Below are 23900 nucleotides of genomic sequence, written 5' to 3'. Positions count from 1 at the left end.
TATAAACGAGGCATGGTTGCGTTTCCAGTTTTTTCTATTTACGTGCCATGGACTTATTTAGAATTCAAACCGCACCTTGCCGCTGACGCTGTGGGCGGCAAAGTCGTCACGCCCGGCATAGTCGTAGCCCAGGCGCAGGCTTACGGCGCTCTCTTCCAAGCTGGCCAGGGTCAGGGCCGTGGAGATGTCCCAGCTGGTCTCTGCAGGATCCGCTCCCCGGGCGATAAAGGCGGTGCTGCCGCCCACGAACTTTGCAGTGGTGAGGATACCGTCGCTTTTCAGGTCGTAACGAACCATGGCGGAGATTTCAGGGGTGAGGACGCCCCAGGGTTTTACCCAGCTTCGCTGCACGATGGCGCCGCCGCCTACGTTGAATACAGTGTAGTCCTGAGACGCCACCTCCAGGGCACCGCTGTCCTTGCCCCCGGACTCTATGTAGCTGTCGTACTCTTTGAAGGAGTATTCCATGGTCAGCAGGGGATTGATCTGAAAACCGACCGCGTTGAGCGTCATTCCAGCCTTGGCCATGGCGTTGTAGCTGGTGCTGTCGTAGTCGGCGGTAAAGGTGGTATCGTCCAAACGCCTCACACTGTCCACGTTGCCCACCCCGGCGGAGAGCACGGCTTCCCCGAACCATCTCCCGGCGTCGTAGCTGCCGTAAAAGCTCACGAGGTAGTCGTCCATGTCCATTTCGGAGCTGTTGTCGTCGGCCACGGCCTCGGATTTACCCTGGGTCAGGGCAACGCCCACGGTAAGGTCCCCTTGCTGGCGGTCAAGGCCAAGGCTGAACCCGGTTGTATCTGCATCGAATCCCACCACACCACCTCGCTCGTCCTGATCGGCGTCGGTAAAGCTGGCGTTATACCACAGGCCCCCTGAAGCCACGATTTCATCCCCGCTGTTCAGGCCCATGAGCCCGCCCAGACGGTTGCCGATGTTGGTATGGGAAGCACCCACGGTCTGGGTCATGCCGGAAAGAAAGGCGCCGCTAACGCTGGGTGCCCATCCCTCGGGATCGGTGCCCAGGACAAAGGCAGTGGGCATATCAGCCAGGGCAGCGGTAAAGGCAGCGCTCCCGTTGCGCGACACGCCTGCTTCCGAGGGGCTCAAGAAACGAATTTGAGCCACCAGCTCAGTATCCTTGGAGGTATCGACCCAGCTCAGGCCCAGCAAGGGAGAGTTGCCTTTGGCCTCAAGATTCAAAGCCGCTTTGGTTCCCTGAATGGGCGCTCCGGACTCAAGCAGGGCATAGGTCTGGGTCTGACCGGGCCTGGATAGACCCAACCCCTCGTTAGGGACAATACGGAAGGTGGTGCCGTTGGTGAGCTTGGCTGAGTCTGTTTGGAAATAAAAGGTGTTATCCGCACCTGATGAGGCGTAAGAAAAATCCCCTGTGGCGTTAAAATCTGCCTGAAGGATGCCCGTTGAAGCATTGTCCAGGGCGACGCCGCTCAACCGCCCTTTGACAAGACCTTTGTTGTTCAATGCAAGTAGGGGTGCGGCCCTTCTGGGCGTACCGTCTCGGAGTTCCTCGGTGGCCTCTTGCCTGAATACCGCCCACTCTCCCTGGAGAGAGGATGTTTCGTCCACGGCAATGGATCCGGAAGCCAATGCAATGGCGGCAGATCTGGGGGCATCGTCAGCAAAGCCCCCGATACCCCGGGATACCTCCGCCTTGATCTGGCTCCCCCGCGAGAGGGTCACATCCAGGCCATGGCCTTCCCCTCCGTCCATGGCTGCAATTCCCAGGGCACTGACCATATCACCCGCGGCATTGGCCGTAATGATGCTGTTGTCCAAAATGACGGAGGTCTTTCCTGCCAAATCGTCGGTCGCAACACCCAAGGCCACGGCCGAAGGCTTCTCCAGCCCCATGTCCCTGGTCCGGGGCCCTTGGGCCTCAGCTACAACATTTACCCCGGAATCGGTGAGCACAAGGGTGGCAGGATCGCCTTCACTCTCTCCGGCAAGTCCCTTCAGGGTGATACCCGAAGCCAAGGCCAGGCTCTTTTCTGCCGAAGCCCTGGCCGTGACGTCGATACTCGACCGAGTCAGGTGAATCGCCGTTTGCTTTTCAACAAGCTTTGTTGTCGCCGACAATTTACCGTCGGCACGCATAAATTTTTTCTCCTCTTCAGCCATGACCAATACCCCGCTGACAGGCACCCCCATATGCTCTATGTCACCGACGACAGCCATGCTTTCACCGTTCGCAGCACTTGCAGTGGCCTCGGCTGTCAACACCACCTGGGTGTCCCTCAAGCGGATGTCCGCCTGGGTGTAGCCCACAACACCGATGCCCACAGGCAAAATCCCTCTGTCCCCGGGCCCTATGATAGCTCTGGTGTTTCCCGCATCGGTACGATGAACTTCAGCGGTCATGTTACCGACGAGGGTGGTATTACTAAAAGCAACCGCCGCGTTTTTGACCCCTCGCATCCCCACCACGGTAGCGGCAGCACAGCGAATGCCCTCATCCTCTTTGGAAGATGTCCTGACCTGAGCCCCAGCAGCATTGGCGGTGATACGGCTTCCGCCGTTGCCCCTGACAACCCCGAAGTCGCTGTCTTCCATGATGACACCGCCTGCCTGAGAGTACGCTCCGGCTGCTTCGCCTACGACCATAGCCCCTTCAGCCAATACAACGGTTGCATGGATTGGGTCTTCCGATCCCTCCCAACCGGAGCTCACGGAATGGAATGCGGTTGCCACAGCTTCCTGTCCTGTGGCCACGGCACGAAGCTGGGCCTGCCCCGCCAACCCCACCTCTATGTCCTGCACCTCGTCAATCTCGATGCCGGAGACCCCGGCATGTCCCTTTTCCAGCGATGCTGTGCCCGTACCACAAATCTTTGAGGCGTCGTCCAGGGAGATGGAAAGGGTCTTTATATGGTCGGCATCCACCCCGCTGATGTAGGCAGAACCGCTCAGACCCGAGGACAAGGCCTGGGCATTGATGGAGGACATGCCGCTCAATGCCACCTCTGCAGCCTCTGTACGTGTAATTTCCACCCCATCGCTCCCCGCATCAGCATCCTTGAGGGACGATGAGGTCGAAACCGTTATGTCCGAACCACCGGAAAGCCTTACCTCCCCATGCGTCGCTTGACTTATCAGAGCACCATTTGCCTCACCCTCGGGGTCTCCCCCTTTTTCAATTCCGAAAGCGGCCCCCCCGGATACATCTATCCCGGCCCCATTGCTCAGGGTCAGGGACGCTGTATCCGGCATGGCCACCTTTTCCAGTTTGACCCCAGAAACCTCCCCGCCCTCGGCAGACACCTTGACCCGTGCCCCATCCAGGGCAACATGGGCGTTATCCGTGTCAAAGATATCAATAGCTGATGTCTCCTTTGCCTTGGTGGTGGACACGGATATGACCGCACCTTTGGACAGGGTAACGCTGTTTGTGCTCGCTTTCTCGTCACCGTCGATGCTGATGGCGCGGACGGGGGCCTTGCCCTCGTAATCTGTGGAAAGGCTTAATGTTGACCTTTCTTCAAGCGCCACGGTGGCATCGTGACCGAGAAAAACCGCCTCCTCTTCCCCGGTCACGGCCAGCTCGGAACCGGCCTTAAGCTTTACGGTGACGCCCGATACCGTCGGGTAATACACCTTCACGGAGTTTCCTTTTCCCGAAATCACCACAGGAGAAACGGGCGTCGCCTCCCCTGCCCCGGCCGAAACCGGTCCGCACATCACCAGGGCCAGGAGCCCCGCATACATCCAATCCAATCGAAACGTTTTCACAACACACACCTTTCATCAAAATCAAATCACCCGACCTGCCCCCCTGGAGACCCCGGCTCCACAAAAAAAGCCCACATCACGTGGGCCGGAAATCACAAGATTAACAGCATAAATACTCAAGGCAGTCCGGCACGCAACACGGCGTCCCCGCGACACATTGATATCCATGCCGGTTATAAAATCACCACTTTAAAAAACATAGTTAAAAGAAGGTTAAGTTTTTGCTAAAAAAACGCCAAAAAAGAGTCATCAGGATATCTGATCAAAACAGTGTATCGATCATGACATCACACCCTGGTGATCATTTTTGTCTTTTTTAACAATGGCAAAAAGAAGGAAAAAAACCATGAGGAGGACAAAGGTAAAGGGAAACACGAAGAAGGTGTCCATAAAGAGGCGATCCTGGAGGCCCTGTCCGGAAAGACCGGGGGTGACGGAGAGAAGGGAGCGCCGCTCCATGGCGACGATCACGGCGTAAAAAAGGCCCAGAAAACCGTAGGAGAGGTTGTATGCCAGCCCCTTGAAGCTGAGCACCGTGGCCCGGGTTTCGGATGGGGCCAGACGGTTCAGGTAATGGCTGACAAAAAAGGCCACCATGCTCATGGCCCCGAAGAGAACCAGGGCGGGGGCAAGCCCCAGGTACAGGGGGAAAAAGCTCATCCAGACCAGGCTGGCAAGGGTAAGGCCCCCCAGGACCATCAGGTTGAAACGCGGCGACCGGGTCTCGGCCATGTGGCGGGAGATCTTCGGCACCACGATGCCCAGGGCCGCCACCAGGGCACCGATGAGGCCAAAACTTGCCTCGGGGATGCCAATAACCCGGTAGTACTGACTTGCCAGGGTGATCACCATGCGCATCACCCCGTCGAAGATCAGGCCTGCCAGGATCACCTTAAGGGCAAAGGAGGTGGTCAGGATCCAGCGCCCGGCTGAAAGGGTCTTTGCAAAGGCCTCCGCCGTGGAGGGCTGCTCTGTATGATCCGGGTCGGCCGGCTCGGTCATGGCCAGGGCGCATCCCAGGGTCAGGAGCCCGAAACCAAAGGTCAGCACCAAAGGAATGCGCAGGGTCAGGTCCTGGGTCACGGAGATCCCAAGGCCCAGAAAAGAGAAAACCCGCCCCATCACCTCCGGGTCGTACACCAGGCCGCCTAAGACCATGGCCACCACAAAGGCAACGGACTGCACCCGCATCTGGACCTCAAGCACACGCCCCCAGGCCTCTTCCATCCCCTCGCGCTTCAGGGCGTCATAGGCCAGGGCTTCGTCTGCTCCGCTGGCCGATGCCTCGGCCAGCCCGCTCAGGACCCGGTTCACCAGAAAAAGAGAAAAGAGGAGCCCTCCGCCGCGGATGGGGGCAACGCACAGGAGAAAAAGTTCCACCACCATCATGGCCCCGGTGGCCACCAGCAGGCGCTTGCGGCCGAGGGTGTCGGCAAGGGCCCCGGAGGGCACCTCCGCCACCACGATGACGGCGGCCCACACGGCGTTGAGCAGGGCAAACTGTGAAACGGTAAGGCCGAAGTCAAGGAATAGAATGGAAAACACGGGGTAGTAAAAGCGGGCGGTAAAAAAAACGCGAAAGGCGATAAATAGACGGACGTTTCCAACGGAGAATGGCGACCTGACCGGTGCATCATGCATGGCACATCTCCCATGGGCACCCGACCGGCAATACCCGGTTAACAAAGAAAAAAAAGCCACGAACGCGGGCCGGGCCACGTCCAGGCAGGAACGAACCGAATGCCTCATCCGGAGGAGTCCGCCCCTTTACGGGCAGGCAGATGCTCCGCCGCAACCTCCGGGATCCCGTTTCTTCCCGAGACGTTACAACGATTCACAAATTCAGGAATCGAAAGTCTCATTGCGAGCATGCTCTTCCCTGTGAGAGCACAGCCCGTTTTTTCCTTTTCAGGCACCCGGTCAAACCCTGGGTGTCAAGCCGCTGTCATTCCAGACAATACACACAAATACCGTTTAAAATCAAGCAGATTAGGTTTTTGTTATTTATCCCGTGTTCCGGCTGTGGTATGCATGAAGAGATGATAATTTCATCATTTTTTTCATTGTGTTTTACTTTGGAGAGGAACGCATCATGAACAAAATTCTCAGAATCGACACCAAGAGGAAAGAATTTTCCTATTCCGACCCGGACGACCGGTATGCCCTCCTGGGGGGGCGTGCCCTGACGTCCCGCATGGTCATGGACGAGGTCCCGCCGACGTGCCACCCCTTGAGTGCCGACAACAAAATCGTTATCGCACCCGGCCTGCTCTCAGGCACCACCGCCGCCAACTCCGGCAGGCTGTCCGTGGGCTCCAAGTCTCCGCTCACCGGCGGAATCAAAGAGAGCAACGCCGGCGGACTGGTGTCCCAGAAACTGGCCCGCATGGGCATTCAGGCCATTGTCATTGAGGACAAACCCGAGGAAGCGGACTACAGCCTGATCCATATCACCAAAGAGGGGGTCTCTTTTCTCCCCGCCGATGATCTGGTGGGCATGACCAACTCCGAGGTGATCACCACCCTCTGGCAGCGGTTCGGCGAGAAGGTGGGCGTGGCCTGCATCGGCCCGGCCGGGGAACAGCGCCTCACCGGCGCCTCCATCCAGCTTGCCGACCCCAAGGGCAACCCCGGACGTGCCGCAGGGCGCGGAGGCCTCGGCGCTGTGATGGGATCGAAAAAGATCAAGGCCATGGTCATCGACGATACCGGCTGCGAGCGCGTAAAGCCCGCCAACAAGGAGGCCTTCTCCGAGGTGGCGAAAAAATGGGCCAAGCTCCTCACCAGCCACCCCGTCTCAGGTGAAGGCCTTCCCGGGTTCGGCACCGCCATTCTTGTCAACGTGGTCAATGAAGCCGGGGCCATGCCCACCAAGAACTTCCGAAGCGGCCGGTTTGACAAGGCGGACAAAATCAGCGGCGAGATGATGGCAGAGCTCATCGAAAAACGCGGCGGCATCATCAAGGAAGGCTGCCATCCGGGCTGCGTCATCAAGTGCTCCCAGGCCTACCACGACAAGAACGGGGACTACCTCACCTCCGGGTTCGAGTATGAAACCGTATGGGCCTTCGGCGCCCACTGCCTCATCGACGACCTGGACGCCATCGCCGAGATGGACCGCCTCTGCGACGACATCGGCCTGGACACCATTGACGCGGGTGTGGCCATCGGCATGGCCATGGAGGGCGGCCTCATTGAATGGGGAGACAAGGCCGCGGCCATTGACCTTCTCAACAAGGTGAAAACCGGCGATCCCGTTGGCAAGATCATCGGCAACGGCGCAGCCTTCACCGGTCAGGCACTGGGCGTGGACCGCATTCCCGTGGTCAAGAAACAGGCCCTGCCCGCCTACGACCCCCGTGCCGTCAAAGGGGTGGGCGTCACCTACGCCACCACCCCCATGGGAGCCGACCACACCGCAGGCTACGGTGTCTGCCAGAACATCCTCAAGGTTGGCGGAGACGTGGACGCCCTGAAAAAAGAGGGCAACATCGACGTGTCCAAAAACCTCCAGGTGGCAACCGCCGTTCTGGACGCCGCAGGCCTCTGCATCTTTGTGGCCTTCCCCGTTCTGGACAGCGAAGAGGGATTCGGCATGATCGTGGACATGATCAACGCACGCTACGACACCAACCTGACTGCCGACGACGTGCTGGCCATCGGCATCAACACCCTGGAGACGGAAAAAGCCTTCAACCGTGCCGCTGGATTCACCAAGCACGATGATCGCCTGCCCGCCATGTTCAAGGAGAACCTGGAGCCCCACAACGTGACCTGGGACTTCACCGACGACGAACTCGACGGAACCCTCTCCTTCGGGTAGCCGAGGCACCCCTGACAACCGGAGAGCCGCGTCCTTCATTCATAAGGCGCGGCTCTTTGTGTCAGGGTCCCATGAAACCACACCACAGACACGATGAGCCCATGAAACTTGAACTCAAACTCTTCGCCACGCTCCGGCCTTACCTGAAGGGCACCTGTGAAGACGGCACCCTGGAAGTGCCGGACAACACCACGGTGGCCGATGTCATTGAGCTCCTGAAACTCCCGGAAGAGCAGGTCCGGCTGATCTTTGTCAACGGCAGGCACGCGGACCGGGACCGGGAACTCTGCGCCGGAGACCGGCTTGGCATCTTCCCCCCGGTGGGGGGCGGATAAGCCCACCAGACATGCCCAAGGGGAGCGGCTTCTCTTTGGTTACGTCTGCGGAGGGCATCCTGCCTGTTTCGCTCTTGATATCAGGGCAATGCACACCCCCGCCCTCTGTTTGATCCCATCATTTTTGCGTGAAGGCTTATACGTCTCCGTAAAAATGGGGTATACTGCCCTGAGTCGGTATGCTCTTTTCAGCAACGTCCGTTTGACCCCGCACCCGGAGATTCTGTTATGCCCAAGTCCCCCTTTGATCAGCCGTCGTTTTTTCAGCACATGCCCCCGGAGATCCCCCTGGATAAGTGGCAGCGCCTCGTGGACCTCATCGCCGTCATCTACAAAGCCCCCGGTGCGTGGTTGATCCAAGCCAATGAAGCGGGCATGGAAACCCTGCTGGCGGACAAGGGTCCCGAAAATCCCCTGAAGCCCGGTGATGCCGTGCCACAGGACGCCAACATCTACTGCCGCCATGTCATCACCCGGAACAAAGCCCTGTACGTCAAAAACGCCGACCACGAAGACCGCTGGGATGACAACCCGGAATACACAGAGTATGGGTTCAAATCCTATCTCGGAGTTCCCATCCAGTGGCCCGACGGCACGGTTTTCGGTACCCTCTGCACCATGGATACCGAGGAGACGGACCTCCCCGATGAGTATATCGAGCTCATGCACCAGCTGAAACATGTCATCGACGGAGACCTCAGCCAGCTGGTCACCGCCCGAAAACTCCATGAGCTGAGCCTGAAAGACGAGCTGACCCAGCTCAACAACCGCCGCGGATTCATGGACCTTGCCCGCAAAATGGTCCAGCTGGCACGCCGCAACGATTTCTCCATTGCCATGACCTTCTTTGACCTCAACGGCCTCAAAAACATCAACGACACCGCCGGACACCAGGCTGGCGATCGCCTGATCCGGGCTTTTGCCCGGGCCCTCATGGAGGCCACCCGCATCGAAGACTGCGCAGCCCGCATGGGAGGCGACGAGTTCGTGCTCCTCGCCCTCCAGAAAAGCCTGCCGGAAACCGACATGCTGGTTAATCGGATCCGACGCTCCTTTGAATCCATCCTGGAAGGCGACCCCGACATCACGGCCCCCTCCTTCTGCTTCGGGACCCGGACCTGTACGCCTTCAGAGCCTTACACCATCGACTCCCTGCTTTTGGAATCCGATGCCCTCATGTTTGAAGACAAGAAGCGGTTCAAAGAAGAAAACAGGGAATAGGGAATAGGGAATAGGGAATAGGGAATAGGGAATAGGGAATAGGGAATAGGGAATAGGGAATAGGGAATAGGGAATAGGGAATAGGGAATAGGGAATAGGGAATAGGGAATTTTAGCCAAAAACAGAATGGATGCCAGAAAAAACCGACCGTTGGGCCGGTTTTTTTATGCCCACCGACGAAATCGTTGACCCGATGCCAGAGGCCACGCCAGTACGCCGAAAACATGTGTGTGATGGCGGCCGCCGTGCATTCGCCACAGGGTTTCAAGGTGCCCCATCTTGCGCCGGAGATGATGCGTGTCGTTCCTTTATTCCATCTCTTTGCGACAAAGCAGATGCACATAGCGTCCCATGGAGGCAAAGGGCTCTTTGCGGCAGTGAGCCCGTTCCACCTCCAGGGTATCCTCATAGCTCCGGTCCTTCAGGACATCCTTTCGCATGTATTCAGTGAACACCCGTACCCCGGTTTTCCGAAGCACGGTAAGCCCCATCCCGGCCACCCACGTCTCCACCTCTGAAGGGTCCAGGGGATGAAGGGGGGTAAAGCTCCTGGAAAATCCGCCGAACTCCCCGGACATCACCTTGCGAAAGTTGCCGAGAATGGCGTTGCGATGGATAAGGCAGTTGACGTTGTAAAACATCAGGGAAAGGGAGCCCCCCGGCGCCAGGGATCCCACCAGGGTTTCCAGGGAGGCCCTGGGCTCCACCAGCCACTCCAGGACGGCATGGAAGAGAATCACATCAAAGGCCCCTTTTTTTCCGTTGATAAACGCCTGAAACGGCCCGTGGTGAAAAGAGCAACGCTCGGTCACCCCTGCCTCCGAGGCCATGGTGCCCGCAAGATCCAGCATCCGCTCAGACAGATCACAAAAATGCACCCGATGCCCCTTTGCAGCCAGCTCGCAACCCATCTGGGCCATGCCGCACCCCGCATCCAGAATCTCCAGGGGCCGGTCTCCTTCGTACAGGCCGGGCAGGTTCTCCTGCAGGTCTTCGGTGAGCAGGGCCAGGCGAATGCGCCCTTTGGTGGTGCCGTAGATGTTCTTTGCAAAGCGATCGGCCAGGTCGTCAAAATTTCGGTCTTCTCTGGGGTGGCTGTCGTCCATGGGTCCTGTCCTGTGGGTTGGGGTCTATCCTTTTCCGGTTATCCTGCTTCCAGATACACCCATTCCCCCCCAAAGTCGAGGCAACGGCCCCAAAAAAACGCAGGGGCGCCCAGGAAGCGCCGGGGGCCAACGCATGTAATAATCCACTTGCCTCCGGCGGGTCGCTTTTTGAAAAAAGCTCCGCAAAAACGTTTCGGTAATAAAATAAAGAAGAGAGGCTATGCCTTGAAGGGACGCATCCTCCGACAGGGCGCCGGAGGCAAAAATCTACATGCGTTGGCCCAGAGGAAGCACCCGGGAAGACTTGCGCGCCGTTGGTTGAGCTGATAGGGTACATTTCTTTTTTTTACCCGAACCCACAAGGAACATCCCATGCTCACCGTCGTTGCAGCCATTATCCGCAAAAAAGGAACCATTCTTGTTGCGCGGCACCGAGCCGGCACCCGCCATGGGGGCCGCTGGGAATTTCCCGGGGGAAAGGTTGAGGACGGAGAGACCCCGGAGGAGGCCATTGTCCGGGAAATCCGTGAGGAACTGGGCATCCGTGCCTCGGTCGTAACCTACGTCGGGGAGAGCATCGCCCACACCGGTACCGCCGCCATCCGCCTGCTGGGCTACGAGCTGAAGTGGGAGTCCGGGGACCTTGCCCCCACAGACCATGACCGCATCGACTGGGTACGCCCCCGGGACCTTCTCTCCTACGACCTCCTTGAGCCCGACCTGCCCCTTGCCAGACGATACATGCAGCGCGAGGAATCCCAGGCCAGGTGAAGAAAAGCCCCCCTATTCCGTATCGCCTGTTCTGTGCAAGCCAGCGCACCCTGTTGTGTGAGGTGGCCTTCTCCTTTTCCATGCCCTCCGAGGGCCACGGCCGCGTCACCATCACCCTCACCTACCCCGATCCCTCTTCAGGCGGTGCCACCCGACGCCACGCCCAATCCCAGAGCTGGTTCACAAACAGCCGGGATGAGCTCCTCATGTGTGTGGGGCGGTTTTCCCTGCCCGATGCTTTAAAACGACGCGGCATCGGCTCCTGGATCTGGTCGCGCCTCCACGGGCACCTTCCCGCCGACGTACGGGAGCGATTGATCCTCACCGGTTCCCTCTCCTCCACCGACGCCATGGTCCCGAAGACCGATGGCAACGGCCTCCCCCTCATGGACTCCGAGGGGCCCCTTTTCATGAACCAGGTGGCCCTTCGCAACCGGTTCTGGAGCCGGATGATTGCCCCGCTGAGCCCCGGTAAACCGGCTCTCTGGTGCGACCCTGAAGGCAACGGTGCCTTCAGGGGCCGGTTCAAAGATCCCCATGGGGGCCGGGCCTGCCCACGGATCGTCTCCTCTCCCCGCGCATAAAAAAAGGGTGCATGAACGTCATGCACCCTTTTGATCAGGCCTGGGCGGCGCCATGGAAACGAGCTGTCACGGCGCCTGCCCTGTCTATCTGTTATCACGTGTCTGTCATCAATTGTCCGAGACGTGGTTCCTGTTGAACTCGGTCTCCACCATTACCCCAAACTTGTAGGCTTCATATCCCTCGTTCTGGGGCAGCAACGCATACCCACCGACCCAGGGGCTTTCCTCGGCCAGCTCCTCAAGGCGGCTGTAAGTCTGCTCGGCTTCAAGGGTTTGGTCATGGTTTTTTGCCACGTAATTCTTGGGGATAAAAACCCGCCGCTTGGTGACGCGCAAATCCCCGCTCGCCATCTTCTTGGCCCGGACTTCCACCACACGGCCCTCACCGTTGGTAAAATAGGCTGTCCCCCCAAGACCCCGTTCAAGGGCTTCGTTGCCCAGAGCATACAGGTCGCTGCCCGGTTCGGCGACCCGTCCGTACGTAAAATCAAACACCCCGGCAGAAACCGGTCCGGCCACCAGGGTGGCCGCCGTCACCACCAAGGCTACAGCAAGAAAACGGGTCACACATCGTTTGAGAGCTTTCATTTTTTTGCCTCCATTTGGCTCACTTGTGCCGACATGCATGCCGACGAGATCATTGAACGACCCAGGCCGGATGCGCAGGTCGTTGGGGTTGCCGACCTCGAAAACAGAAGGAAGCCCGCACCATTACGAATGACCACTGTTGCAAGAACAGCTCAATCGGGGAGAAGTCTGGAAAGTATGACCGAAAAGAAGAAAGATTTGGAATGAATGGAATAAAGAGAAGGATATCAACAGGGCATCATCAGATGGACTCCCTGGATTGAATTTTAGTTTAATATACCATGCCGTGAACTGGAGGTTCAAGCCCATTGAAATCAATCCGTTACAAAAAAACGACCCCCCATCGCAAAAGCCCTGTCGACGTTGCGAAAGACACGGTCCCACGCCAGGCGTCCCAAAGGGATAAGGTGAAAAAACACCCCTCAGCCCCCACTTTTTTCCATGGGTGCCACTCTTTTCGTTGACGAACAAAGAGCAATCCCATTAGCATTTCCGGGACAACACACCGCGCCGCCCCATGCCGTGTAGCTCCCCCTGTAAGCATGCAGGACAGCGCACCTTTTCGATGCCACACCCCACCCAACCACCGACGGACACGGAGACCGCCATGGAACGACTCACGTTTAGCTGCGACGGACGCATCGGCCGACTCACCCTCAACCGGCCGGATAAGTACAACGCCTTTGACGAAGAGATGGTCCGCGAAATGGAGACCCTTTTCGCAGAGCTCATGTACAACGAAGAGGTGGGGGTCCTCATCCTGGACGGTGGACAGGCCAAAGGCTTCTGCGCAGGCCTGGACATGCAGGGATACGGCCCGGAGATCTTTGCCATGCGCCCCGTCGACGCCTACAACGCCCAGGCACGCATGAGCCGCCTGATGCTGGCCATGCGCCGCATACCGCAACCTGTGATCTGCTGTGTCCACGGTGCCGCCGCAGGCATCGGCTTTTCCCTGACCATGGCCTCGGACATCCGCATCCTCGCCGACAACGCCCGCTTCTCCGCCGCCTACATCAACATCGGTTTAGGGGGGGCGGACATGGCCTCCAGCTACTTCCTGCCCAGACTCATCGGCTCGGGCCGGGCCAACGAGTACCTCCTTACCGGCAACTGGATGGGCGCAGAAGAGGCCATGGCTTTAGGCTTTGCGAGCCGCGTGGTCCCCAGGGAGGCCATGATCCCCACGGCAACGGAGCTGGCCACCATCATGCTCTCGAAAAACCCGTTGGGCATTCGCATGACCAAGGAAGCCATCAACGCCAACATCGATGCGGGGGGCCTGGAGGCCTGCCTCCAGATGGAGGACCGCAACCAGATGCTCATGGCCTTTGCCATGCACAACCCGAACCAGTAGCCACAGGAGACACCCGCCATGACCCCGGTTGTAATGTACGAAAAAAAGGGAGCCGTGGGGCTCATCACCCTTAACCGCCCCGAGCGCCGCAACGCCATCACCCAGCAGCTGCTCACGGAGTTATTCGACTGCGTGGAAAAGGGCGATAACGACAACGACGTAGGCGCCCTGGTCCTTTGCGGCCAGGGGACCAGCTTCTGCTCGGGCATCGACCTGGACTGCCTTGCCACAGACAACCTGGTCAACCCCCGAGGGGACGGAAAAGACATGGTGGACGTGTTTCAGGAGTGTGCCACACCGGTCATCGGGGCGGTGAGCGGCTACGCCGTCACCGGAGGCTTTGAGCTGGCCCTGAACTGCGATTTTCTCATCGCAGACGACACGGCCTACTTCATGGACACCCACGCCAAAATCGGCATCCACCCCGGCTGGGGCATGACCCAGCTCCTTCAGCAGGCCGTGGGCCGGAGGCGTGCCCTCCAGATCTCCCTGACCTGCGAAAAGGTCCCGGCGGAAAAAGCCTTTGGCTGGGGCCTGGTCAATGAGGTGGTGCCCCGGGAGGCCCTTCTCACACGGGCCCTGGAGCTCGCGGAGAGCATCGCTTCGGTAAACCGTGCCATGATGCACACCGTGAAAACCTTTATCGAAGTACAGAGCGGCGCCCATGTGGATGAGGGCCTCGCCCGTGAAAAATCGGCCTTCAAAACCTTCGCATCCAAGGCCCTGAAGTGTTGACAGCTTGCGCCGGCCCAATAAAAAACCCGTGAACCAGAGGTTCACGGGCAAAGGGCAGACCGTGCCGTTTATCTTTCCGGGGGAAACCGCATCGGAAAAGCTGATATAAGCCCGATCAGGGCCGGTAGGATTCGATTTTTTCCAGGGTTCCGGCTTTAAAATAGAGGATGTACATGTACCCGCTGATGGGGCCGTAGACCCACCGCTCGATGTTGAGCTCCATTTTACCGGTGGTTTTCCCGACAATCTCCCTGCTGGAGGGCTCGCCGCAGTTGTTCAGGATATCCACGTCAAGCATCCCAGGCTTGACGATGGTGGACCCGCACCGGAATGAGGTGGCGGCAACGGCCGGTACTGCCGACGCCAGCAAAAAAGCGGCAACCATGGCAACAGCCAGACTTTTTACTCGTATCATGTTCGCTCCTTATACAGGTTTATGGGGTACCACAGGCGTCTTCGAGGGTTGCCCCATATGCAGGCACAACTCGAAAAAAAGCCATGACATTCCTGTCTGACATCGGCAGACAGGCGGATCGACCGGACACAACTGAAAATGCATGAAAAAACAGATACAGGAAAACGAAAAGCACGAAAGATGAATCTTGAGGGGGAAGAAGGCACCCAATCACCTTTTCATGATACCAGCACCTGAAAAGCACTGTCAACACTTCCATTTACGCAAGATCAGGCAAAACTATCCCCTTCCGGCAGCGCCCCCGGGATAAAGCCAAAAACACACCCTCCGCCCCGGACTCTTTTCTGATATGGTGTGCAGAAGAAGGGTTCGAGTGCATCTCAAGGTGCCAGTTCATGCGATACCCACACTTTTATCTGCGCTGCCGGGCCCCGGACCAGGCCCCTGCAACCGCCCGTTGGAGGTCAACCACACCATGCCCGAAATAAAGGCCGTGTTTTTCGACGTGGACGGGGTCCTCCTGGACTCCCTTCCCCCCCACCTTGCCATCTGCAGGGAGTTAAACGCCCGGTACGCCCTGGGACTGGACATCCCGAACAGTGACGCGTTCAAGAAAATCGCCGCAAGCGGGATTCCCATCAGCCCCATGACGGCCTTTTTTCGTGCTGTGGGGTTCCCCGAAGAGGCTGCCCGAAAAGGAGACCGGGAGTATCGCGCCGGGTTTACGGACCGCTACCGCATTCCGCTGTTCGAAGGCGTTCCCCGGATGCTCCGCAGCCTCTCGGCCTCGGGCCTTCCCCTGGGCATTGTTACGGCCAACACCCTGGCCAATGTCCAGGGCCCCCTGGGCGATCTGTTCACCCTTTTTCACCCCCATTGCGTCTTTGCCCGGGACACAACCGACGGCATGCCCAAAGCCGATGCCATCCGGCTCGGAGCGCATGCCCTGGGCATTCCGGTCACCGCCCTTCTCTTTGTGGGAGACCAGCCCTCGGACCGGCTTGCCGCAGAAAAGGCAGGGGCTCCCTTTTTGGGCGTCTCCTACGGATGGGGCCTTGAACGGGGGCCCGCCGGCCACCCGGTGGCCGAATCCCCCTCTGCCGTCGCGGCCTGGGTGGAAGACGCCCTGCAGAGATAATCCTCCGCTCACGGCTCGGGGCATGGTATAGAAAAGCTTTGGGCCAGTGCTCCAACGGGACACAGGCCGACACCCGAAACCCATCGTCATCGACAAAGGACAACATCATGGCCAGTGCAAAAGCCCGCCACATCCTTGTGGCAACCGAAAAAGAGTGCAACGACCTGAAGAAAAAGATAGAAAACGGCGGTGATTTCGCCAAGCTCGCCAAAAAATTCTCCACCTGCCCCTCCGGTGACCAGGGAGGATTCCTGGGCGAGTTCCAGCCCGGTGAGATGGTACCCGAGTTTGATAAGGTGGTCTTCTCCGCAGAGCCCGGCGTGGTCACAGGCCCCGTCAAAACAGACTTCGGCTACCACCTCGTGGAGGTCATCAGCCGTAAGGACTGATGCCATGGGCTCCATCCCATGCTTGTCCCCGCCCCGGGACGCGATATGTGTCGGTCCCGGGGCAATCCATGCACACCCGGGGCGCACCTGGGTTCCCCCTTCCAAATATCCTGCTCCTTCGGTCCAAACTGTGCTATGGTTTTTGTGATATATCAGATAGCACATACACAACCGGGGCCGACCGCACGGCCACGTCGTCTCAACCTGAGCAACAGGGAGCATCGCATGAACTTAGTGGGGCGCCTTTTCCGCCGTTTTTTTTATGATGTGTGGATCGATCCGCCGGGGTGGGTGGTTTTTTTCAGTGTTTTCTGGCTGGTGAGTCTCTTTTCGGTGAGTACCGGTGTCCTCTCGGCCCTCTTCCTGGGAGGCGGCACAACCCTGGTGCTTTTGACCGCCAACGCCTTCTTCTCCTGGGCGTCCTCCTCGCCCTGTTTCCTGAGGGAGGCGCCGTCTTCCCTTCGGTACGTCCTGCCCGTGCTTCGGGGGATGCTCTACCTTCTCTGCGCCTCCATGCTCATCCCCTTTCTGGAACTTTTCCTGCGGCTCCTAGCCCCCGGGCTCTTTCCCCATGTCCAGGGCCTCTCCCCCTATATCCCCATCGGCTGCCTGATCCTCAGCCGGTTCGGCGGGTTTCCCCGCCGTCACCCTGTGCGGGAATCCCTTGTGGACGGCGCCTTCACGGGCCTGGGATTCACCGCTTACCTCCTCTTTGTCGGCTTTCTCACCCAGCTTTTGTCACACTACGGCAAAAACCCCTTTTACGGTGCCGTGGCCGGAGGGGCCCTTCTGGGGCTCATCGCCTATGGGGCGCGGGAAAACAAGAAAAAGAGGGAAGAGCCCTGAGATAGGCGACCTTCTATGGTTAAAGTCGGCTCAAAAAACGTGCCTCCGGCGGCGAGGTGGAGGCATCTCTACACCGGATGCCAGATTCCATCCTCGGATACCTCGGCAAGCCCGGCCTTTTCCAGGCGGAGAAGGTGTTTTTCGATCATGCTCTTTTCCCAGAACACAACAAAGCGGGTGGGGTGACGGGGATAGATGAGCCGTCTTGCCGCCAGGGCATGGATATCAGCAGGCTGCTCCCTGATGGCGGCCAGAACCCTCTCTTCCCGACGCAGGATGCGCCCCCGGAACTCGGAGAGCACCTCTGCGGAATTGCCGTTGAATACCTGTTTGCTGTGGGATGACACCAGGGCTTTGGGCTTCAGGGCCGCGATCCGATCAATGGAGTCCATAAGCTTGTCGATGTCCGCATCGGGATCGGCATAGTTGGGTCCCACCGCCGTTAAGCAGATATCCCCTGCAAAAAGAAGCTCCTCCTCGGGAAAAAACAGGGCGCAATGCCCTGCGGTGTGGCCGGGGGTATGAAGGACCTCCATGCGGGTCCGCCCGCAGTCGATCACCTCGCCGTCCGTAAGGGTCCCGTGGACCGGGCGCTCGGCGTACAGCAGGTCCGGGTCCACGGGAAACTCGTCCATGTAATCCTGGAATCCCCCGTCCATGAGGCGGGGCCACCCGCCGCTGGCTGCCACGAGGTCCACATCCCCCATGGCCGCCCTCTCGTCGGGGTGAACACACACCCTGGCCTTTGGAAACAACCCGTTGCCCTTGACATGATCGATGTGGCGATGGGTGTTGATAATAAGGTCCACGCCCTCGGGATCGATTTCCGACAGGCCCTCTTCCCCGCCGGTCTCCACAAGGACCCGCTGCTCTCCGTCCACATACAGGCAGTTTGACCCGCCGTACCCTGCATTCACAATCAGGGAGATACCATCTCCCAACGACACTACCATCCGTATACCTGTCCGTCCGGCGCGTTACAGCGCCTTTATTTCTATCCCCGACAAAATCAGCCCGCAGGTCTTCTCAGCCATGTGGGACGGATCCATGGGGGTGGTGTTCATCATGTTCACATGCATGGTAAGCCCGGAGACCAGCCCCAGGACACCCACGGCCGTGGCCCGGGAGTCGGTGTCTCCGCGGAACTCGCCTGCGGCCTTCCCCTTGTCCACCACCGTTTCCAGAATGGCCCGAAGCTCGGCCATGGCACGGTCCATGGCGTGTGCCAGGTCCGAGGCGCCACGGCCGCGCATGGCCATGCGCCAGAGGTCCAGCATATTCACCGTATGGGGCGTCAGGGACGCCACCGACCGGATGGCCTCCGTCACCACCGCCGATAGCTCGGCTGCGGCACCCTGGCCCTCGACCGAACGCACGGCCCCTTCAAACAGGTCCCGCCACTTGCGAAAACGCGCCTCGGCAATAAAGCCCAGGATCTCCTCCTTGGACGAAAAATAGTCGTAAAAGGAGCCCTTGGAGATACCTGCCGCCTCGGTGATGGCCCGAACCGGTGTGTTCTCGTACCCCTCAAGGAAAAAAAGATGGGCGGCTTTCTCGGCGATCTCTTCCCGCCTGGCCTCTTTGTCCACAATCTTCGGCATCTCGCCCTCCATATGTTATGACCGACCGACCGGTCATAAAAAAAGAGGAGTGTATCCCACACCATGGCGGGAATCAACCCGTTTATCCTCTGATTCGGAGAAAACCCTGTTGCCAACCCCCGAACCGTATTATAACTTGACCGTCACCACCCACAACCTGATGATGTGCCCCGGAAAACCATGCGTTCACGGCGTGTGTCCGTTTTTTTGTGCCGCCATCCACACAATCCCGCGAGGTTCCCATGAGTCACCCGGCATCCAAGGCAACGTCGGTTGCCCTCCACTACCTGGCCTACATCCCCCTGGCAGGGGTCACCCTCTCCGTCATCGTCACGATCAAGGCCCTTATCCTTCAAATCATGCTCGTCATCGACAAGGGGGGCTGGGCCTGGCTGAAAACCCACCAGGCCGCAGACCTGGGCTTTCTCCAGCTCATCCTGGACGACAGGCTCTCGGCCATTCGGCGCCAGTTGATCCTGGGGGCCGCCAAACTCGCCAACACCCCGGCCCTCATCGCCTTTCCCCTGCTCGCCCTGGCCTGCTGGCTCCTTGGCAAGGGCCTCATGGCCCTTGCCAAGGGAATGAAGTAACCCGTTACCCTTCCAGGATATAACCGGTGGCCAATTCCCTGAAGGCGCGCACCTGATCATCGGCCCAGGCGTTGTCCTTGCCGAGCTCCCCGGCCATGAGGTTTGCCACATCCGGAGCCGCTTCCATGGCGGCCCGGGCGTCCAGGATCAGGGCCCGGGTCCTGCGGGAGAGGACATCCTCCACGGTGCGTGCCATTTCGTGCCGGGCGGCCCAGACCACCTCGGCCCTGCGGTAGGGCAGCTTCTCGTGGAGAGGCTCGGCCAGATCCGGGGTCTCCTTTTCCAGGCGCTTGATCAGGCGTGCGTCGCTGCCGTAGAGGGTGTAGGGGGCGTTGCCCGCCTCGTCTGCGGACCACCCGTGGAGGTTGAGGTAGGCCGTCCTTGAGGGCCGTTCCGGGAGTCCGGCCACCTTTGCGGCATGGTCCACCACGTCTTCCCCCATCTTCCGGTAGGTGGTCCACTTGCCCCCTGCAATGGTGACCAGGCCCGAGTTGGAGATCTCCAGGTGGTGATCCCGGGAGAGGGCCGCGGTCTTTTTGGCGTTTGTGGACCCGATGAGGGGGCGAACGCCTGCAAATACGCTTAAGACATCCCTTCGCTCGGGGTTTTTCGTGAGGTACCGGGCGGCATGGGTGAGCAGGAATTCGATCTCCTCTTCCTTGGGATCGGGCTCCATGAGGGGCTTTTCAATGGGGGTGTCCGTGGTGCCCACAATGACACAGTCGTGCCACGGCACGGCAAAAAGGACGCGGCCGTCATCGGTCTGCGGGACCATGATGGCGCTGTCTCCGGGCAGAAAGGATTTGTCCAGGACGATGTGCACCCCCTGGCTCGGGGCGATCATGGGCTCCCGGGCGGCGTCGTCCAGCAGGCAGAGTTCGTCCACGAACATCCCGGTGGCGTTTACCACGCAGTGCCCCATGATCTCCAGCTCGTCACCGCTCTCCGCGTCCACGGCCCGCACCCCGGACACCAGCCCCTGGTTCTTGATGAGCCCTTCCACCCGCATGCCGTTGACAAGGCACGCCCCGTGATCCTCTGCGGTGAGGGCCAGGGTGATGGCCAGGCGGGCGTCATCGAACTGGCCGTCGTAGTACATGACGCCGCCCTTCAGGTCTTCCGGCTCCAGGGTGGGGATGAGTTCAAGGGTCCGCTGGCGGCTCAAGTGCTTGGACGGCTTGATGCCGAGCTTTCCGGCCAGCATGTCGTAGACCTTCATGCCGATGCCGTAAAACGGGCCCTCCCACCAGCTGTAGTTGGGCACGATAAAGGACTGGTGACGGGCCAGGTGCGGGGCGTTGTGAAAAAGCAGGCCCCGCTCGTGGAGGGCCTCCAGCACCAGGGTGATGTTTCCCTGCTGAAGGTACCGGACACCGCCATGGATGAGCTTGGTGCTTCGGCTGGAGGTGCCTTGTGAAAAATCCGCCTGCTCCAGAAGCAGGGTGGTGTATCCCCGCGAAGCGGCCTCCACGGCCACTCCCAGGCCGGTGGCCCCTCCGCCCACCACGATCATGTCCCATACGCGTCCGTGTTCTGCCGCCTGACTGAGCATCCCGGTTCGATCCATGGTACCTCCTTTTCCGCTGCATTGAGTCGATTCACGCCACAGGTCCGCCCCGGCGCCGTCCTGTTTTTCCCAGCGGTGCCCGGGCATCCGCAAAACAGTCCGTCGCCGAAAATTAATTTGCGCTGCGGCGTAAAGCCATTATATTATGAACAAGTAAGCGCCATTCACTCCTTTCTCACGTCCCCTTCACTCCGCACCGGTCACATCGGCCCGCCGATCCCTCCCATGCATTACCCGGCGCGTTGACATTTGCATGACCATCTTATGTCGAAAAGCCAGCCCCGTCAAAACTCTGGACCATCCCAAAGGCGTTCGGCCAGGTACCAGATGTTCAACCATGGATCATTCAATACTAAGGAAAGACCATGAACAAAAAAAGCCAACACGAGGAGCTGACCCGTACACTTCTCGAAGAACTTCGCAGGGGAATCACCCCTGAAAAAGAGATGTCACACTTTCTGGAGTCCACCTTTTCCATCACCACCCCCGAGGAGCTGCGCCTCGCTTTTAACGATGAGGACCACCCCGACCGGGACATGCTCTTTGAGCTGCTCTTTTTCCCCGACCGCCGGACCAAGCTGAGGCTCGAACCCCTCTTTGACGAGTTCAGGTTCACCGCCGAGGACGAAAAAACACTTCTGGATGCCGTCTGCAAAGAAACAGTGGACGTGAACATCACCCTGGAAGGTGCCACCGAGCCGGTGTGCGTCACCCTGCCCAGGGAGTGCATGGAGCTGTTCGTCAAACGACTCAACGTGAAGGCCAACCCGCCGCAAAGCGTGGTGGACGCCGCACGGGCCCACCTGGCCGGTGGACGGGACGATCTTTTCCTTGTGCTGCTCAGGGGTGAAAAAATGCGATGGACCGACGAAACCACGGGGTTTCTCAATCGGCTTCTCAAGGGGCTGGCAAAACGGGGAGCGGACCTGGAAGACCACCTGGTGACCGCCATCATCACCATGAGCTCCTTTGGCGGTGGTCACTCTCTGCAGGATCACTTCATGGCCATCCGCCAGGACATGGAAGCGGCTGCGGAAAAAGCCCATCAGTTTGAAGAGGGGTTAAAGACCCTGACCATGGAGACCATGATGATGCAGGGGATGATCGGGCCGTCCCACACCGAAGAGGAGATGCGCCACAAGATCCGGGTTCTGGACACCCTGATGATGGAAGGTTTCGGTGTCGACCCCACCCTGCTGGAGCCGGTCAAGGTGGACCTGGGGGACTTTTCAGGCGGTGACGGAGTGACGGGGATGTTCAAGGCCATGAGCTGATCCGGCCCGCCCGGGAGATAAACCCCAAGGGGTGTCCTCCCCCCCGACACCCCTTGGGATGATATTTTTTGACGACGGGACCTTACTCCGGGTTCACAAGGGTTCGGGCCACGTCTCTGCTGAACTCTGCAACCAATCGGCTCAGGGCCCGGGCCCGGGCCGGTTGGTCCTCACCGTCCACCACCCCGGAAAGGGAAGTGTGCCGGGTCAAGAGGGTCTCCCTTTTTCCATTTTTCAGCCCCCACCGCACATCCAGCACGGCCTTTCCCGCCTCATCGGTGTCAAACCGCACCACATCCATAAAAACCTGCATGGTGGCCGATGCCTTGGGCGCATCAAAGGGGTAGAGGAACATCTTCTCCCCACCGGTGAGCTGCGAAAGGTTCTCCGCCACGGTCCGGGCGATGCCCTCATCCAGGGGCTCTGCCCACCGCTGGTACTCGTTTACCGAAAGGGTGTGATCGCTTCGACGGGACACCATCTGGGGGCGGTCCAGGTACGAGGGCAGCTCCACAGGCCCCACCACCACGTAGGTCGACGGGTCCCAGTGCCCGGCCTCCACGGGTGCGGCCACGGGATGAAGCAGGTGATAGGTCACCACGGCAGACGAGGAGGCGCACCCCGCCATCAACAGAAACGCGCCCACAACAATCAGGTTAACAGTCTTCGGCATCTTTTTTCTCCAGTGGTATAAACGTCGGAAACAAAGCCTTAACAGGCGATCAGCTTGCGAGGCCCATAAAGACGAACGCCCCGCATGTCGTTGCGTCGTTGCTCGGCGGCCTTACTCCCCCTTGTTCTTTCCAAACACCAGGGCTTCCGGGTGCCTCTCCAGGTAATCGGCCAGGGCCCGCAGGGCCCGGGCCGCCTCGGAGACATCCCCTAGCATACGGTTCAAACGGTAGGTGACGGCTGAATCAGCTCCCAAGCCTGCATCGAGGCTCTGCATGGTCTTTTCCGCCGTGGCCACCATGGACTGGGAGGAGACGGCCACCTCTTCCAGGGCCTTTAAGGTACGCTGGATCCCTTCCCCGGAGTTCACCGCAAGGCTCTTTGTCTCCGTGGCCGCCCCTTCGATGGAGTCGGCAATCGGGTCCAGGGATTTCCTGGCCTGGTGCATGAGATCGGTGAAGGCCACGAGGGCTTCGCTCATCTGCCCCAAGGTATCGTCCTCCTCCACCGAGGCGATGAGGCGATCGATGGAATCCACGGTGGAGAGAAACCGATCGGCAATGGCCTCCACAGGGATGTTCTCCACGGCCCGCGAGAGCTCCGAGATATCGGACAGAACGGTCGGCAACTCCATGACATCCTTTGACTTGCCGGTGAGGGTGTACGCCTTGTTCGGGTGGAACCCGATGGCCACGTACAATTTGCCCGTCAGGAGGCTGTCGATCTTAAGCTGGGCCCTGAGCCCCCGCTTCACCAGTTCCTCCCTGAAATCATCCTCGTTCATGGACCCCAGGATCATCTCGGTATTCGCGCCGTAGTCCATCAGCTTGACCCGGTCGCTCTCCACCTCGATGTGGACCGGGGTGGTAAAGGAGAGGTTCTTCATGTCAAACACCAGGCCGATGCTTGTCACGTTGCCGACCTTGACCCCCATAAACCGCACCGGGGCCCCCACATCAAGCCCTTTGAGGGAATCCTCGAAATAGAGGACATACTGGTCCTTCTCCTTGAAAAACTCTCCGGCCCCGAAGGTGACCACCATGGCCGAAGCCAGGAGGAAGCCCCCCACGACAAAGGCGCCGATGATACTGAATTTTGCTTTCTGCTTCATGCCCGCTCCAAACTGAATTAGGTTCCC

General features: G+C 59.3%; 22 protein-coding genes. 12 read left to right on the top strand and 10 right to left on the bottom strand.

The genetic code is table 11. The features are described 5' to 3' along the window. Positions 1-57: 57 nt before the first annotated feature. Positions 58-3750, bottom strand: a complete 3693-nt coding sequence (locus MSL71_RS10630) for an autotransporter family protein (RefSeq protein ID WP_180140041.1) — start codon at positions 3748-3750, stop codon at positions 58-60. A 279-nt stretch (positions 3751-4029) separates the two neighbouring features. Then, the gene (locus MSL71_RS10625) at positions 4030-5391 is read right to left on the bottom strand and encodes an MFS transporter (protein ID WP_180140039.1); all 1362 of its coding nucleotides are present in this window, start codon (positions 5389-5391) and stop codon (positions 4030-4032) included. Positions 5392-5842: 451 nt separating this feature from the next. Here MSL71_RS10625 and MSL71_RS10620 point away from each other — a divergent pair, with 451 nt between their 5' ends. The 3 genes from MSL71_RS10620 (at position 5843) to MSL71_RS10610 (ending at position 9129) form a co-directional block, all read left to right on the top strand. Further along, positions 5843-7573 carry an aldehyde ferredoxin oxidoreductase family protein gene (locus MSL71_RS10620; RefSeq protein ID WP_180140037.1) on the top strand — a complete coding sequence of 577 codons (1731 nt, stop codon included), beginning with the start codon at positions 5843-5845 and terminating at the stop codon, positions 7571-7573. 101 nt (positions 7574-7674) lie between these two features. Beyond that, positions 7675-7908: a MoaD/ThiS family protein gene (locus tag MSL71_RS10615; RefSeq protein ID WP_180140035.1), complete on the top strand. Its 234-nt coding sequence runs from the start codon at positions 7675-7677 to the stop codon at positions 7906-7908. Positions 7909-8136: 228 nt separating this feature from the next. After that, on the top strand, positions 8137-9129 hold the full coding sequence (locus tag MSL71_RS10610) for a sensor domain-containing diguanylate cyclase (RefSeq protein ID WP_180140033.1): 993 nt from the start codon (positions 8137-8139) through the stop codon (positions 9127-9129). A 308-nt stretch (positions 9130-9437) separates the two neighbouring features. Here the strand turns inward: MSL71_RS10610 and MSL71_RS10605 are convergent, their stop codons facing one another. Beyond that, the gene (locus MSL71_RS10605; protein WP_180140031.1) at positions 9438-10235 is read right to left on the bottom strand and encodes a methyltransferase domain-containing protein; all 798 of its coding nucleotides are present in this window, start codon (positions 10233-10235) and stop codon (positions 9438-9440) included. A gap of 372 nt (positions 10236-10607) precedes the next feature. Here MSL71_RS10605 and MSL71_RS10600 point away from each other — a divergent pair, with 372 nt between their 5' ends. Continuing rightward, positions 10608-11006, top strand: a complete 399-nt coding sequence (locus tag MSL71_RS10600) for a (deoxy)nucleoside triphosphate pyrophosphohydrolase (protein WP_180140029.1) — start codon at positions 10608-10610, stop codon at positions 11004-11006. After that, the gene (locus MSL71_RS10595; RefSeq protein WP_180140027.1) at positions 11003-11590 is read left to right on the top strand and encodes a hypothetical protein; all 588 of its coding nucleotides are present in this window, start codon (positions 11003-11005) and stop codon (positions 11588-11590) included. Before MSL71_RS10600 ends, MSL71_RS10595 begins: the two co-directional genes overlap by 4 nt. 108 nt (positions 11591-11698) lie before the next feature. Here the strand turns inward: MSL71_RS10595 and MSL71_RS10590 are convergent, their stop codons facing one another. Beyond that, positions 11699-12178, bottom strand: coding sequence for a hypothetical protein (locus tag MSL71_RS10590; RefSeq protein WP_180140025.1), 480 nt, complete (start codon positions 12176-12178; stop codon positions 11699-11701). Between the two features lie 607 nt (positions 12179-12785). On the opposite strand from MSL71_RS10590, the gene MSL71_RS10585 reads away from it, so the two are divergent. Together MSL71_RS10585 and MSL71_RS10580 are read left to right on the top strand one after the other, a co-directional pair. Then, positions 12786-13535, top strand: a complete 750-nt coding sequence (locus MSL71_RS10585; protein ID WP_180140023.1) for an enoyl-CoA hydratase/isomerase family protein — start codon at positions 12786-12788, stop codon at positions 13533-13535. An 18-nt stretch (positions 13536-13553) separates the two neighbouring features. After that, on the top strand, positions 13554-14270 hold the full coding sequence (locus MSL71_RS10580) for an enoyl-CoA hydratase-related protein (RefSeq protein ID WP_180140021.1): 717 nt from the start codon (positions 13554-13556) through the stop codon (positions 14268-14270). A gap of 115 nt (positions 14271-14385) precedes the next feature. Here the strand turns inward: MSL71_RS10580 and MSL71_RS10575 are convergent, their stop codons facing one another. Continuing rightward, positions 14386-14685 (bottom strand): DUF2845 domain-containing protein, encoded by a 300-nt coding sequence (locus MSL71_RS10575; RefSeq protein WP_180140019.1) that lies wholly within the window; start codon positions 14683-14685, stop codon positions 14386-14388. Between the two features lie 475 nt (positions 14686-15160). Here MSL71_RS10575 and MSL71_RS10570 point away from each other — a divergent pair, with 475 nt between their 5' ends. The 3 genes from MSL71_RS10570 (at position 15161) to MSL71_RS10560 (ending at position 17058) form a co-directional block, all read left to right on the top strand. Beyond that, positions 15161-15823, top strand: a complete 663-nt coding sequence (locus MSL71_RS10570) for an HAD family hydrolase (protein ID WP_180140017.1) — start codon at positions 15161-15163, stop codon at positions 15821-15823. Between the two features lie 107 nt (positions 15824-15930). Beyond that, positions 15931-16212: a peptidylprolyl isomerase gene (locus MSL71_RS10565; RefSeq protein ID WP_343052620.1), complete on the top strand. Its 282-nt coding sequence runs from the start codon at positions 15931-15933 to the stop codon at positions 16210-16212. A gap of 225 nt (positions 16213-16437) precedes the next feature. Then, positions 16438-17058 carry an Rnf-Nqr domain containing protein gene (locus MSL71_RS10560; RefSeq protein WP_180140015.1) on the top strand — a complete coding sequence of 207 codons (621 nt, stop codon included), beginning with the start codon at positions 16438-16440 and terminating at the stop codon, positions 17056-17058. A gap of 68 nt (positions 17059-17126) precedes the next feature. Here the strand turns inward: MSL71_RS10560 and MSL71_RS10555 are convergent, their stop codons facing one another. Together MSL71_RS10555 and MSL71_RS10550 are read right to left on the bottom strand one after the other, a co-directional pair. Beyond that, entirely contained in the window at positions 17127-18011 is an 885-nt protein-coding gene (locus tag MSL71_RS10555; RefSeq protein ID WP_180140013.1) for an MBL fold metallo-hydrolase, read from the bottom strand. Positions 18012-18035: 24 nt separating this feature from the next. Further along, positions 18036-18659, bottom strand: coding sequence for a TetR/AcrR family transcriptional regulator (locus MSL71_RS10550; RefSeq protein ID WP_180140011.1), 624 nt, complete (start codon positions 18657-18659; stop codon positions 18036-18038). A gap of 242 nt (positions 18660-18901) precedes the next feature. Here MSL71_RS10550 and MSL71_RS10545 point away from each other — a divergent pair, with 242 nt between their 5' ends. Then, positions 18902-19249 (top strand): hypothetical protein, encoded by a 348-nt coding sequence (locus MSL71_RS10545; protein WP_180140009.1) that lies wholly within the window; start codon positions 18902-18904, stop codon positions 19247-19249. Between the two features lie 4 nt (positions 19250-19253). Here the strand turns inward: MSL71_RS10545 and MSL71_RS10540 are convergent, their stop codons facing one another. Further along, positions 19254-20816, bottom strand: a complete 1563-nt coding sequence (locus MSL71_RS10540) for a glycerol-3-phosphate dehydrogenase/oxidase (protein WP_180140007.1) — start codon at positions 20814-20816, stop codon at positions 19254-19256. Positions 20817-21181: 365 nt separating this feature from the next. On the opposite strand from MSL71_RS10540, the gene MSL71_RS10535 reads away from it, so the two are divergent. Beyond that, complete coding sequence (locus MSL71_RS10535; protein WP_180140005.1) at positions 21182-22090, top strand: hypothetical protein; 909 nt, start codon at positions 21182-21184, stop codon at positions 22088-22090. An 82-nt stretch (positions 22091-22172) separates the two neighbouring features. Here the strand turns inward: MSL71_RS10535 and MSL71_RS10530 are convergent, their stop codons facing one another. Together MSL71_RS10530 and MSL71_RS10525 are read right to left on the bottom strand one after the other, a co-directional pair. After that, positions 22173-22763 (bottom strand): PqiC family protein, encoded by a 591-nt coding sequence (locus MSL71_RS10530; RefSeq protein ID WP_180140003.1) that lies wholly within the window; start codon positions 22761-22763, stop codon positions 22173-22175. 111 nt (positions 22764-22874) lie between these two features. Continuing rightward, positions 22875-23873, bottom strand: coding sequence for an MlaD family protein (locus MSL71_RS10525; protein WP_180140000.1), 999 nt, complete (start codon positions 23871-23873; stop codon positions 22875-22877). Positions 23874-23900 lie beyond the last annotated feature (27 nt).

Origin of the sequence: Desulfoluna butyratoxydans (assembly GCF_900699765.1) — a bacterium.
Lineage (GTDB): Bacteria > Desulfobacterota > Desulfobacteria > Desulfobacterales > Desulfolunaceae > Desulfoluna > Desulfoluna butyratoxydans.
The sequence above is the reverse complement of the archived record's forward strand: the minus strand, read 5'-3'. Positions and strand labels throughout refer to the sequence as shown.